General features: G+C 52.0%; 10 protein-coding genes. 5 read left to right on the forward strand and 5 right to left on the reverse strand.

The window, feature by feature from the left end:
* The first annotated feature begins 3 nt into the window (after positions 1-3).
* The 4 genes from L1285_RS04205 (at position 4) to L1285_RS04220 (ending at position 4,150) form a co-directional block, all read left to right on the forward strand.
* Positions 4-450: a DUF4426 domain-containing protein gene (locus tag L1285_RS04205; protein ID WP_442960470.1), complete on the forward strand. Its 447-nt coding sequence runs from the start codon at positions 4-6 to the stop codon at positions 448-450.
* Between the two features lies 1 nt (position 451).
* Positions 452-1,045 carry an RdgB/HAM1 family non-canonical purine NTP pyrophosphatase gene (rdgB, locus tag L1285_RS04210; protein WP_046003063.1) on the forward strand — a complete coding sequence of 198 codons (594 nt, stop codon included), beginning with the start codon at positions 452-454 and terminating at the stop codon, positions 1,043-1,045.
* Entirely contained in the window at positions 1,042-2,178 is a 1,137-nt protein-coding gene (gene hemW / locus L1285_RS04215; RefSeq protein ID WP_235411090.1) for a radical SAM family heme chaperone HemW, read from the forward strand. The genes rdgB and hemW overlap by 4 nt, the downstream gene beginning before the upstream one ends.
* A 133-nt stretch (positions 2,179-2,311) precedes the next feature.
* Positions 2,312-4,150 carry a DUF885 domain-containing protein gene (locus tag L1285_RS04220; RefSeq protein WP_235411091.1) on the forward strand — a complete coding sequence of 613 codons (1,839 nt, stop codon included), beginning with the start codon at positions 2,312-2,314 and terminating at the stop codon, positions 4,148-4,150.
* Between the two features lie 16 nt (positions 4,151-4,166).
* On the opposite strand, the gene L1285_RS04225 is transcribed toward L1285_RS04220, so the two are convergent.
* Positions 4,167-5,978, reverse strand: coding sequence for a sensor histidine kinase (locus L1285_RS04225; protein ID WP_235411092.1), 1,812 nt, complete (start codon positions 5,976-5,978; stop codon positions 4,167-4,169).
* Positions 5,979-6,215: 237 nt separating this feature from the next.
* Between L1285_RS04225 and L1285_RS04230 the strand changes: the two genes are divergently transcribed.
* Positions 6,216-7,337, forward strand: a complete 1,122-nt coding sequence (locus L1285_RS04230) for a TRAP transporter substrate-binding protein (RefSeq protein WP_235411093.1) — start codon at positions 6,216-6,218, stop codon at positions 7,335-7,337.
* A gap of 3 nt (positions 7,338-7,340) precedes the next feature.
* Here L1285_RS04230 and L1285_RS04235 read toward each other — a convergent pair whose 3' ends face one another.
* The 4 genes from L1285_RS04235 to L1285_RS04250 are packed head-to-tail and all read right to left on the reverse strand — an operon-like array spanning position 7,341 to position 14,024.
* Positions 7,341-10,490, reverse strand: a complete 3,150-nt coding sequence (locus tag L1285_RS04235) for an efflux RND transporter permease subunit (protein WP_235411094.1) — start codon at positions 10,488-10,490, stop codon at positions 7,341-7,343.
* 15 nt (positions 10,491-10,505) lie between these two features.
* Entirely contained in the window at positions 10,506-12,209 is a 1,704-nt protein-coding gene (locus L1285_RS04240) for an efflux RND transporter periplasmic adaptor subunit (RefSeq protein WP_235411095.1), read from the reverse strand.
* The gene (locus tag L1285_RS04245; protein WP_235411096.1) at positions 12,202-13,536 is read right to left on the reverse strand and encodes a TolC family protein; all 1,335 of its coding nucleotides are present in this window, start codon (positions 13,534-13,536) and stop codon (positions 12,202-12,204) included. The genes L1285_RS04240 and L1285_RS04245 overlap by 8 nt, the downstream gene beginning before the upstream one ends.
* On the reverse strand, positions 13,536-14,024 hold the full coding sequence (locus tag L1285_RS04250; RefSeq protein WP_235411322.1) for a DUF411 domain-containing protein: 489 nt from the start codon (positions 14,022-14,024) through the stop codon (positions 13,536-13,538). Before L1285_RS04250 ends, L1285_RS04245 begins: the two co-directional genes overlap by 1 nt.
* Positions 14,025-14,153 lie beyond the last annotated feature (129 nt).

Below are 14,153 nucleotides of genomic sequence, written 5' to 3' on the forward strand. Positions count from 1 at the left end.
ATAATGAAAACGTTATTCTCACTGATGTCTTTGCTGGCGGTGCTGATGTTTACTCAGCCTGCACATGCCAATAATCCGCAGGGTGGTCAGTATAAACAACTGGGTGACTGGCAGGTGCATTATATCGCCTTTCCGTCGACCTTTATTCAACCCAACATTGCCAGCGCCTATGGTTTAACGCGCAGCAATAGCAAAGCCATCATCAATATTTCTGTGCTGGCAGACGATGCCAGCAACACCGCACAGCGCGCAACATTAAGCGGATATGCGCGCAGCCTTATCGGCACCAAAACCAACTTAACGTTTAAAGAAGTGGTTGAGGGTGATGCGGTGTATTACCTGGCACAAATGGACGTAGATCATGAAGACACCTACCGTTTCGAAGTGACCATCCGCCAGGGTAATACCCGACACGTGCTTAAATTTCAGCAAAAATTTTATGTAGATTAATATGACCAGACAAATTGTTCTTGCCACCGGCAACCAGGGCAAAGTGGCCGAACTTGGCAGTATGCTTAAAGACCTGAATATCGAAGTCCTGCCACAAAGCCAGTTTAATGTTGGTGAAGTGGCTGAAACAGGCACTACTTTTGTAGAAAACGCCATTATCAAGGCACGCCACGCGGCAAAAATCACCGGTTTACCGGCAATTGCGGACGACTCAGGCCTGGAAGTTGATGCGCTTAAGGGCGCACCGGGCGTCTACTCTGCCCGTTTTGCCGGTGCAGATGCCAGCGATCAGGATAATATCGACAAACTGCTTGATGCGATGACTGGTGAAACGCAGCGCACGGCACGTTTTTGGTGCGTTTTGGTTTACATGCGCCACGCCGACGACCCTACTCCTGTTATTTGTCAGGCCAGCTGGGAAGGACGCATTACCGAAGATCAACAAGGCTTGCAGGGCTTTGGTTATGATCCGGTGTTCTGGGTTGAAAGCGACCAGTGCACTTCAGCACAACTGAGCAAAGCGCAGAAAAATGCCCTCAGCCATCGTGGTCAGGCATTACAGCAACTGCTGGCACATTTTAAAGGCCAGCTGTGAAACTCCCTCCATTAAGTTTGTACATTCACGTCCCCTGGTGCGTGCAAAAATGCCCTTACTGCGACTTTAACAGTCATGGTCAGAAAGGCGAGATCCCCGAGCAGGAATATATTCAGCACCTGCTTGCGGACTTGCGCGCAGATTTGCACCTGGTACAGGGTCGTAAACTGCATAGTATTTTTATTGGTGGCGGCACACCCAGCTTGCTCAGTGGCGCGGCTTACACGCAACTGCTGGGCGAAATTGAAACCCTGGTTGGCTTTGCTGACGACATAGAAATCACCCTGGAAGCCAATCCGGGGACCGTGGAAACCGATCGGTTTAAGCACTATGTCGCAGCGGGGATCAACCGGATTTCCATCGGCGTACAGAGCCTACAGGCAGATAAACTTAAGGCTCTGGGGCGCATTCATGGTGAGCAAGAAGCCCGCCATGCAGCTCAGGAAGCCCATGACGCAGGTCTTAATAGCTTTAACATGGACCTGATGCACGGCCTGCCAGACCAATCCGTTGCAGACGCACTGAGCGACCTGCAACAGGTGATTGATCTCAATCCGCCGCATCTGTCCTGGTATCAGCTCACCATTGAGCCAAACACCCAGTTTGCCTCTAAGCCTCCAACACTGCCTCAGGACGAAATCTTGTGGGACATTCAGGAGCAAGGCCAGGCACTGCTTGCCAAACACGGTTATCAGCAATATGAAATCTCAGGCTATGCCAAAGCAGACTATCAGTGCCGACACAACCTGAATTACTGGCAGTTCGGCGATTACCTGGGCATTGGCTGTGGCGCACATGGCAAAATAACCCAACCAGACAGCAATCAGATCCTGCGTACTGTTAAGGTCAAACACCCGCGTGGTTATATGGATCTGACTAAATCGTACTTATACGACAGCTGGCAGGTAGCGCCATCGGACCGTCCGTTTGAGTTCTTTATGAACTGCTTTCGATTGCACACGCCGTGCAAAAAGCAGGACTTTTGTGATTATACCGGCTTGTCGCTGAATGATATTACGCCTGCCATTAACCAGGCGATTGCTAAAAAGCTCCTGACAGACCAAGGCGATTCATGGTTGGTAACAATTAAGGGCCACAGATATCTCAATGACCTGCTAGAATTGTTCGTCTGATACCTGCTCATACGTTAAGATGGTGCAGGAAAACTCCCCGGCAGATGCAAAATCATCTGCCAGGAGACTATTTTTGTTGGTGGCATTGCACTAGCACCCAAATCCAAGTGGAACACAATAAAAAAGGTAACCCATGCGTAAAATGACACTCCTTGCCGCAGCCGTGGCAGCAGCGCTCCTCTCAGGTTGTCAGCAAACAGCAGAACAACCAAACAACACCGCCAAGACGGCGACAACACAACAAGTGGTACAAAGCGAAGTTGAAAAGGCCAACGCCTTTTTTGATGAAGTCTTTATGCGCGGTGTGATGCGCAGCCCGGTATATCAGACTTACCTTGGCATTAAACAAGACTACGATAAATGGGATGACCAGTCGGAAGCACGTGCCATTGAAGATCTTGAACTGGCTAAAAAAGACCTTATTGCCCTGCAAGCCATTGATCGCAGCAAACTGGATGCACAGACCCAGGTCAGTTACGACTTGTTTAAGCAAGGCATAGAAAATGAAATTGCCGACTTCCAGTGGCGTTTCCACAACTACCCGGTTAACCAGATGTACGGTACGCACTCTATGGTTCCGGCATTTTTGATCAACCAGCACCAAATCACCGACGTTAAAGACGCCAAAGCGTATATTTCACGTCTCAATGGTGTACCAGCAGTATTCGACCAACTGGTAAAAGACCTGGAGATCCGTGCTGACAAAGGCATCATTGCGCCCAAATTTGTCTTCCCTCACGTGATTGAGTCAAGCAAGAATATCATTAAAGGTGCTCCATTCGTTGAAGGTGAAGATTCTACCTTAATGGCTGACTTTAAGCGTAAGGTCGAGAAGCTGGATATTGCAGACAACGAAAAACAAGCACTGATCGGTGAAGCCACTGACGCCCTTAAAACTGCGGTTAAGCCAGCCTACAGCATGCTGATCGGTTATCTTCAGCAGCTTGAAAAGCGTGCCGATACCCGCGATGGTGCCTGGAAGTTCCCTGACGGTGAGAAATACTTCAATAATGCCCTGGCGCGCACTACCACCACAGACTTAACAGCTGCCGAGATCCATAAAATTGGCTTGTCTGAAGTGGCACGTATTCACGACGAAATGCGTGAAATCAAAGAAAAAGTCGGCTTTAAGGGCGATCTGAAAGCCTTTATGGAGTTTATGCGCACCGACGAGCAGTTCTATCTGCCTAACACCGAAGAAGGCAAAGCTAAGTACCTGGCAGATGCAACGGCCATGATAGACAACCTTAAAGGCCGCCTTGACGAGCTGTTCATCGTCAAGCCAAAGGCTGACATGATAGTCAAACGCGTAGAAGCCTTCCGTGAAAAATCAGCGGGTAAAGCTTTCTATCAACAGCCTGCGCCGGATGGCTCGCGCCCGGGTATCTACTATGCCAACCTCTATGACATGGAAGCCATGCCAACCTATCAAATGGAAGCGCTGGCTTACCACGAAGGTATTCCTGGCCACCACATGCAAATCGCCATTGCGATGGAATTAGAAAACATGCCTAAGTTCCGTAAGTTTGGTCGCTATACCGCTTACACCGAGGGCTGGGGACTTTACTCTGAGCTGGTACCAAAAGAAATGGGCCTGTACGAAGACCCGTATTCTGACTTTGGCCGCCTGGCGATGGAACTATGGCGTGCTTGTCGCCTGGTCGTCGATACCGGTATCCATGCCATGAAGTGGACGCGTCAGGAAGGCATTGATTACTATGTAAACAATACGCCAAACGCGAAGTCAGATGCTGTGAAAATGGTAGAGCGTCACATTGTTATCCCATCTCAGGCGACGGCTTATAAGATCGGTATGCTGGAAATTCTTAAGTTGCGTGAAGATGCGAAGAAAGAGCTGGGCGATAAGTTCGATATCCGCCAGTTCCACGACGTAGTGCTGAAGAATGGTCCTGTACCACTTAATGTACTGGAACAGTTCGTGAACGAGTGGGTTGCCAGCAAAAAAGCTTAACCCACCGTCCGTAACTTTACTCTGGTGATACTGTCTTAAACGGCGTGTTCGCCAGAATAATGTGCAAGCAAGCCCCGCCATGTGCGGGGCTTTGTATTTTAATTTCCCCACCTAATTTTTGCGTCACCAGGTTGTAAATAATGCTGAGACCCAGCCCGGTGCCACCTGAGTGCCGTTTTGACGTCACAAAAGGCTCAAAGATCACCGGCAACAACTCCTTGTCGATACCCTGTCCGTCGTCTTTAAAATAAAAGTGCACATAGTCGTTCACAATGTGCGCCGATACTACTATGGTCAATGGCCTGTCTGGGTGCTTGCCATGCAATATACTGTTATTCAGGCTGTAACCGATGATCTGGTTAAACACATTCGGGTAGCTGCTGAGGATCAGGTTGTCCGGTATTTCTATCTCTATTGTGTATTCTTCTTCAGGCAACTCACTGCGATAACAATCAAACACCCCTTCCACCAGGGTTTTTAAATCAAACTCCATTTCGGTGTCGTAGTGTTGCTGTGCCGATACCTTTTTAAAGTCGTCAATGAGCGAGGCTGTACGATGCAAATTGTTTTCGAGCAAAAATAGCGCCGATTCAGCTTCGCCGATAAGATTGGTCAGGGTGGTTTTTTTCAGCTGGCCACTGTCTAAATCACGGCGCATGTTTTCGACCTGGGCTTTAAGGTGCGACTGGCTGGTAATGGCAATGCCCAATGGGGTATTCAGTTCATGGGCAAAGCCACTGACCATATTGCTCAGACTGGCCATTTTGGCTTCTTCAATCAGTCGCTGCTGGGCCGCGCTAAGGCGGGCCATCAGGGTCTCAATAAAATCCAGCAGCTCATCCAGATGATGACCGATCTGCGCAATTTCATCTTCACTGTGCAGGTTAACCCGTAAGGAAAAGTCTTCATGCTTGGCCACTCTGACCAGCACCCGACCAATGCTCATCACCTGATCAGACACCCGGCTGTTGAGATAATATAAAAGCAGCAAGCTAAAGCCGCTGCTTAGCACTATGGATAACAAACTGATCAGGATCAGCTGTTGCTGCTCTTCCTGGTAAGCACTAAACAGCTGTTTGGCCACTATGGTAAAGTGGCCGCGGATCGCCAGCTTTAACTCTCCGAGTTCACCACGTACGCCCTGAGTGTGGTCCAGCCCCTGCTTTTTCAGCACATTGGTATAAACGATAAAGCCGTTCTGATACTGCTCCAGCGTTAATAAAAAGGATTCTGCACGCTCAGGGAACTTCTCCCGGATGCGATTTTTGGCCTGTAGAATCAAGTCTCCATGCTGGTTGAGGTAGCTGTTGTCGAGTCTGAGCAAAAAGTCTTTTTCCCGCCGCCGTAACTCCAGCAGCAGGATCTCCAATTGCGGATCTTTTGCCGCCTTAGCCAGTGCCTGCAGGGCATGGGCTTTGTTACGGAACTCGCCATACACGCCATCGTCTTTGTCATAGCCCAACAAGGCCTGCATAGAAGCCAGTTGCTCATACAACCCGGCAAAGCGGTTAACCTGCTCGTCGAGTTTAAACAACAGCGCCAGATGCTGATGATCCGATACCAACAGCGCGGCCAGCTCGTTAAAGCTGTCGCGATAGGCGTAGCGGTATTCATCAATCGACAGGAGCGAGGCTTTTTGCCTTTCGATCACAAAGCGTTCTTCCTGGTCCAGCAAACGCTGGATCTGGGTTTGTAGTTTAAATAAGTGATCGTTAAGCTGCTTACTGTGGTCCAGCTCCCGATAAAGGAACCAGCTCACTGTCGCTATGATCACCGCCGCCCCGACTGCGGCCACTTTAAATAACAAAAGTGACTGTTTTAACTGCACAAATATGTTCCTGACTTGCCCCACTCTTCCTAAGCTTAGACAACATAATCGCGTTCGGCGAGCCTCTGCCCTGACTTTGCTTTGTTTGTCCCGTTGTGCATATTGCTGCATTCATGGTGAGCCCTGGTAAACGGATATCCACGCCCGTTTTCCATTTAATCCAATGCAGTCTAGACTTTAACACTATGACTTATTCAAACCTGATGCGATTGGGTTGCAGTTACTTTGAGTGAGGGCATGAGCAGCTTAAGTAAACCCCTGAGTCTATCTTCTGTTAGTCGGCGTGCTTTTTTACGCCAAAGTGCTGCCCTGCTGCCCCTACTCGGAGCAGGCTTACCCGCTTTTTCTGCACAACAGCAAACCTGCACTGGTGCTCGGCATCGCCTGATCTTCGCCTCTCCCTATGACAGCGACATGTGGCTTTCTTCTCCTCACATGCATCAGCAGCTAAAACACAATATTGAGGACTTTTCTAATGGCAAAATCTGTGTGGAGATCCGCGATAAAGGCCAGCAAGGTGTGGGCCATGAGCTGGCCGTACAGGTCTCACGGGGTGCCATTCAGGGTGCCCTGCTAAGTGTTTCTAACCTGTCTCCCATAGTGCCTAAGCTCGATATTCTCAATATTCCATTTTGGGCTGCGCAATCCCAGCCCTATCTGAATCTGATCACATCAAAACTATGGCAACAACAGGTCAGTGAGCAGATCCGAACTCAGAGCGAGCTTGCTATTTTACTCTATCACCTGCCCGGCGCCCGCAGCCTGACTTCCACCCGCCAGTATGGCAAGCTGCTGAAAACCCCGAGTGATATCATAGATGTGGTTTTTCGCGTGCCCGCCAGTCAGGTACTCAGGCAATTTTATCAGCTTTGTGGCACCACGCCCGTCCAGGTGGCCTGGAAAAAAGCAGCCACACTGGCCGCTAACCAGCGCTTTGATGCGCTGGACCCGTCCGTCACCGGCTTGTATAACGGCCCGAACGGGCTCAATCGCCACATAGGAGCCGTCTCTTTGATTAATTCGGTGCAGGATGGCTGGGTATCGGTTATTAATCAGCAGTGGCTCAAATCACTGCCACGAAAAATGCGCATTGCCGTCTGGGAAGGCGCCGAGAAAACCTTTATTCAGCATCTGTCGATGGCTCGTCGCGCTGCACTTTATTGTCAACGTGGCCTGCTCAGAAATGGCGCCACCATTTATTACCCGAGCGCCGATGAGATGGCCGCCTGGCAGGAAATTGGCGGTTATCAGCGCCGTGAATGGCACGCCACTAAGGTGGCGCTGTTGGGAAAAGTCAGTGCCTTTGATGAGTTTCTGGCCGCCACTCAAGTCAATAATGGCCTGACTTTTCCAACCTAGCTGTTAAAGGGTCTGCTGTATTTGCGCGTTAAAGCGTTGCAGCGCGGGCTTTTTCATCAGGCTATAGCACACCGGCAATACCAATAGCGCTAATACCAGTGCGCTGAGCATACCACCCACCATAGGCGAGGCAATCCGGCTCATGATTTCAGAGCCAGTGCCTGTGCCATACAAAATGGGCAGCAAACCAATGATGATAGTCGCGACTGTCATCATCACCGGCCGCACTCGCAGTGCGGCACCATGTAGCAAAGCATCTATGTATTGCGATTCGCTTACCGCCACCCGCCGTGCTTTGGCCTCGCTTTGCAAATCTTTAAACGCCTGCTCCAGATACACCAGCATGAGTACGCCAATCTCAACCGCTACACCGGCCAGCGCAATAAAGCCAACTCCCACCGCGACAGAGAAGTTAAAGCCTTGCAAATACATCAACCACAGACCGCCCACGGTGGCCATAGGCAGAGTCAGCAGGATCAACGCCACTTCGCCAAACCGGCGGAAGTTAAGGTATAACAGCAACATGATGATTGCCAAAGTCAGCGGTAGTACATAACTGAGCTTTTCCTGGGCACGGAGCATATATTCATACTGACCCGCCCAGTTTAATGAGTACCCGGCGGGTAATTCCAGCTCTTCGGCAACCACACTGCGCGCCTGTTCAACATAACTGCCCAGGTCTACACCGTCTATGTCGACAAAGGTCCAGCCATTGATGCGGGCGTTTTCACTTTTGATCCCCGGCGCGCCACTTTCTACGTACACATCGGCCACATCCCCAAGAGCAATACGCTGACCGGTAGGCGTCACGATTGGCAACCGTGCCAGCTGCTCGGGCGAGCTACGATAATCCTGCGGATAACGTAAATTCACCGGGTAGCGCTCCTGCCCCTCTACGGTTTGGGTGACATTCATACCACCAATGGCGGTGGCCACCACCTGCTGTACATCGGCAATGTTTAGCCCAAAGCGACTGGCCTGCTCACGGCGAATATCCACCTTAATATAACGCCCGCCCGCAACCCGCTCGGAATACACAGACGCCGTGCCTGGTAACTTGCTGAGAATGGTTTCAAGGCGCTGGCCAAGCGATTCGATAACGGCCAAGTCCGGGCCTGCAATCTTAACCCCGACCGGCGTTTTGATCCCCGTCGCGAGCATGTCGATACGGGTTTTTATGGGCATTACCCAGGCATTACTGACACCCGGTAGTTTCACCAGACGGTCCAGCTCGGCTTTGAGCTTATCTGTGGTCATTCCCTCACGCCATTCGCTACGTGGCTTGAGCTGAATAAAGGTTTCAATCATAGTTAGCGGGGCGGGATCGGTGGCCGATTCGGCACGTCCGACTTTACCAAACACATTCTCTACCTCGGGCACGGTGGCAATCAGTTTGTCGGTTTGCTGCAACAGCTCACGCGCTTTACCGATGGAAATCCCCGGGTAAGTGGTGGGCATATACATCAGGTCGCCTTCATCCAGTGGCGGAATAAACTCGCTGCCGATTTTATTGAGCGGATAAAAGCCCACCACAGTCAGAGCGACCGCTGCCAGCAGTGTAGTTTTGGGGAAACGCATCACCTGTCGCAGCAGCGGCATATAAGCGGCTATAAGTAGCCGGTTGAGCGGGTTCTTGCGCTCCGGCGTGACTTTCCCCCGGATGAAATAACCCATCAGCACTGGGACCAGGGTAATTGCCAGTCCGGCAGCTGCCGCCATGGCATAGGTTTTAGTGTATGCCAGCGGCGCAAACATGCGCCCTTCCTGTGCTTCGAGAATAAACACCGGCAGGAATGACACTGTGATGATCAGTAAGCTAAAGAACAGGGCAGGCCCCACTTCCGTGGCGGCTTTTGCCACAACCTGCCAGCGATTGTCATCGGTCAGTGGGGTCTTTTCCATGTGCTTGTGGAGGTTTTCTATCATCACGATTGCTCCATCGGTCATCGCACCTATGGCGATGGCAATTCCGCCAAGCGACATGATATTGGCGTTGATCCCCTGAAAATACATGACAATAAAGGCCACCAGGATCCCCAGCGGCAAAGTGATCACCGCCACCAGCGAGGAGCGCAAATGGAACAGGAAGGCGGCACAGATCACGGCCACCACCAAAAGCTCTTCAAGCAGTTTTTGCCACAGATTATCAACCGCCCGCTCGATCAATTGGCTGCGGTCATACACAGTGACCACCTCAACCCCTTCGGGTAAAGACGCCTTCAACTCATCCAGCCGGGCTTTCACACCAGCTATGGTCTGCTGCGCATTTTCACCAAAGCGCATGACCACCACGCCGCCAACCACTTCACCTTCGCCGTTAAGCTCGGCAATGCCGCGTCGCATTTGCGGGCCTATGGTTATTTGCGCGACATCACCTAAGGTCAGTGCGGTGCCCTGTGCATTGAGGCCCAGTGGGATCTGAGCAATGTCGGTGACCGAACGAATATATCCTGTGGCCGTCACCATATATTCGGCCTCTGCCATTTCGATAACTGACGCGCCGGTTTCCTGGTTACCCCGTTGCAGCGCCTGCTGAATATGACTCAGGGGCAGGTTATAGGCGCGCAGTTTATCGGGATCAACCTGCACCTGATATTGCTTAACCATTCCACCCACAGAAGCCACTTCGGAGACCCCGGGCACCGTCTGTAACTCGTATTTTAAGAACCAGTCCTGAAGACTACGTAACTGGCTGATGTCGTGCTTACCCGAGCGATCCGTCAGGGCATAAATGTACACCCAGCCCACCCCGGTGGCGTCCGGTCCAAGTTGTGGCTTGGCAGTCGGTGGCAGTAAGTTGGCTGCCTGACTGAGATACTCCAGTACCCGGCTGCGCGCCCAGTAAAGATCCGTGTCATCATCGAAGATCACATAAACATAGGAGTCACCATAGAAGGAGTAACCCCTTACTGTGGTTGCCCCTGGGACCGACAACATGGCGGTGGTCAGCGGAAAAGTCACCTGATCCTGGACCACCTGTGGCGACTGGCCCGGATAACTGGTTTTGACTATGACCTGGACATCCGATAGATCCGGAATGGCATCGACCGGGGTTTGCTTCAGTGCAAACAGGCCGCCTGCCACCAGCATCAGCGTGCTCAGCAGGACCAATACGCGATTGTGCAAAGACCAGGTTATGATTGCTGCTATCATGATAATACTCCCGGCTTAATGATGTGCATGTTCAGACATGGCTGAGTCTTGCTCGCCGTGCTGCATCTGGGTCACAACAAAATCATCCCCCACCTCAAAAGTAAAGGTTATCTGATCGCCAACATTAAACGCACTCAGGTCAATATCCTCAGCTACCACAAAGTCCATGGTGGCCGCTGCCCGCCCCCATTTTTCTATGGCACCGCGATGGATGGTGGCGATACGAGAGGCGACATCTATTGCCTTGATATGTCCGTCCACGGTCGCCGTTGGCAAAGTCGGTTCCGCCATGATATGAATGGTGGTGATTTCATACCCGGCATCCGTTTTGGTAACCTCAAAATGCAGCGACTGGCCGGTTTTTAACGCACTGCTGTCGAGTGTCTCGGCAAGCTGAAAGTCCATGGTCATTTCTGGCCATTCCCACTCGGGCACAGCATCATGGGTTATGTTTATCACGTCCGATTGCGCCTCATAGTGGTTTACAGTGCCCGCCATCCAGACCTGAGTCGGTTTTGCATCCGCACTCATACGCTTAAAGTCAGAGCTTTTGCTGGACTCCGAATCAATCAGGAAGTGAGCCGAAGTGACGACCCGGTCGTCCTGCTGAAGTCCTTCGAGGATCTCAGTGCTTTGCAGCCCGACTCGGCCCAAACTGACGGCCACAGATTTAAAGCGCCCTTCGCCCAGCGCCACAACCACCCTGTCTTGCTTACCGGTGCGGATCACCGCCTCGCTCGGCACCTGCATGGCTTGTGCTTTGCTGCCGGCCTGAATTTGCACCTGAGCAAACATATTGGGTTTCAGTTGCCCTGCTGCATTGTCAAACTTCAAACGTACCCGCAGGGTCCGGGTGGTTTCATTGAGGGTTGGATAAACATAGTCTACATTGCCCTGCCAGCGCGCACCGGGCAGATAATCCAGCGTCATGGTAACGGGCTGACCGGCTTTGACCAGCGCGGTATCGCGCTCAAATACTTCGGCTTCCACCCAGACCTGGCTCAGCTGGGCAATACTCATCAGGGTATTACCCGGATTGACATAAAACCCTTCTCGGATCTTCAGCTCAGCTATTACGCCGCTTTGGCGAGCATAGAAAGTGATGGTCTGACGCACCTGACGCTGCGCCTCTAAGCTGGCGATAAAATCGGCCGACAATTGCAGCGCCATTAAACGCTCGCGTGCCGCTTTGATCAGGGTGGCATTGTTACGATTTAGCGCAATCAAAAATTCTTCCTGCGCATTCACCAGCTGCGGCGAATAGAGCGAATACAAAGGCTGCCCCTGCTCCACCGGCTCGCCGGCCGCTTTGATGTACAGGGTTTCCACCCAGCCATCGACCCGCGGGTGAATGTGCACCAGTTTGTCTTCATCATATTGCACATAACCGACCGTCGAAATCGTGCTGTGCATCGGCCCCACCTCAACCGCAGCGGTTCTCACGCCCAGGTTATTCACCACTTCAGGAGAAATGGTGACGGCGCCCGCCACCTGCTCTTCACTCTCGGCATAAACAGGCACCAGATCCATGCCCATGGGCGACTTACCGGGTTTATCACGGCGATAATTGCTGTCCATTGGCGCCACCCAGTAGAGCGGCTGGTTGCTATCGACCTCTGCGTCAGCGGTATGAGAGGGTGTGGCGGTCAGCGTCATCAGGGCATAGCTCAGCGCGCCCCCTGATAAGCCAGCTAGCAATAGTTTCAGCGTATTATTCATCATTCACTCCTGGCTGATAGGTGGTGAGGTAATAGTTCAGTCTGGCAACGGCTTTAAGAACATCGACGTCAATTTGTTTGGCCGCGACTCTGGCATTGAGCTCGGCAATGCGGGCACGCACGACCTCGGCAAAATCACCGTTATCATTGGTGTATGCGGTGAGTGCGGCTTCTGCCTGCTCGTGCGTTTGTTGTAACAACTGCTCCCGATACAAGGTCTGGCGCTCTGACAATCGCCTGAGCTGGCTCGCCTCTTTTTCAACCTGACCGGACAGCTCACGCAGCAACAGTAGTTTATCGGTTTTGATGGCTTCGCGATTTGACTGAGCTGAGCTCAGCCACTGGTCCTGACGGTTGTCCGTAAACAAAGGCACATCCAGCGTCACCCCCAGCGAAAAGAAGTCGGCGCGGCTGCTGCCATCTGGCATATCACTGCGATATCCATAACTGGCATTCACGCCCCACTGCGGCTTATATTGCTGACGGGCAATTACAACGCCTTTACCAGCCGCCTCAATACGTACATCCTGCGCCAGCACCACCGGATGGCTGGTGAGGCGTGCCAGTAGTCGCTCTGCATCCGGCTTGCCTTGCACAAAAATTGCCGGGACAGCCACTTTTAGCTGAGGCAAGGTCTCCGGCAAATTGATATCAGACCAGGCGATAGGCGCCTGAGCGCCTCGCAGCCAGGCCAGCAGCTGTGCACGCGCAGACTCTCGTTTTTGGTATTCAACACTGAGACGGTCGTCGAGCTGTACCAACTCCAGCTGCGCGCGGATCACATCCTGCTGGCGGGTCCGCCCGACCACATTGGCATAACTGGCCTTACTGACATCGACCAGTTGCTCAAACAGGGCTTTATCCTGCTCAATCAAAGCAATGGTACGCTCGGCCAGATAGGTATCGAGCCATAGCTGAGTGACTTGTGCCCGTATTTGCGCAACCCGATCGGCACGCAACAGAGGGTACTCTTCACTGGCAATCTGTAGCTGCTCACGTTTAAGTGCTAACTCATCGCCACGGCCAAACTGTTGGCTCACGCCCACCTTAAGCTGGGTCATTGCCTCGCGGTCGTGTTGCCAGCCATCCACCGGCAGATTCATCATAGACAAAGACACTTTGGGGTCGGGTAGCGTACCGGCGGCAAGACCTTGCGCATAGGTGGCTTGCTGCTGATGGTGGCGTTTTTGCAATAAAGGATCCTGAGCAATTGCCTGCTCTATGGCTTTTTGTAAAGGCAAACCGGCAGAGGCCTGCACAGAGCTGGTTACCATTATCACTGCGCCCAACAACGCGCAACGGGCTGTTGCAGGAATTAAAAACGACATCAAAACTGCTCCTCATAGGTATCAATTTGCGCATAAACCTGATGGCTGCCATCTTTCATCAGCATCAAGACCTGGTATGGCATAAAGCGCTCATCCACTTCCATGCCAGGCGAGCCCAGTGGCATGGCAGGCACACTCAGCCCAATGGCATCCGCTTTAGGGTTGGCCAGAAACTGCTGAATAAACTTAGCCGGGACATGCCCTTCAAATACCCAGCCGTCATGGCTAAGCGCGGTATGACAAGAGCGGTAACGCGGTGCAATACCGTGACGTGATTTAAGCGCACTTAAAGACGCCAGCTCCCGGCCCTGCGCCGCAACGCCTTGCGCCAACAGGTGTGACAGCCATTTTTTACAGCAGCCACAGGTTGGTGTTTTGTAAACAGTTAACGCCTGTAACGGGCCCGGCTGAGCCTGGCTGCTCAGGCTCAGCAGCGAGAACAAGCAGGCGCTCAGAAATAGACCATATTTATTGGTAGTAAAAGACATCATTTGCCTCCGTCTTCTTCTGCCTGCCCATTCAAATAACGAAAGCAGATCAGAATCATATAAACATCACACTGCAAAGCGCAGTGAAATCATCTTAAGAAGTTGGATTGACAGGTCAGGCGCCGAATT

The sequence above is a fragment of the Pseudoalteromonas sp. DL2-H2.2 genome, assembly GCF_021532535.1.
Classification (GTDB): Bacteria; Pseudomonadota; Gammaproteobacteria; order Enterobacterales; family Alteromonadaceae; genus Pseudoalteromonas; species Pseudoalteromonas rubra_A.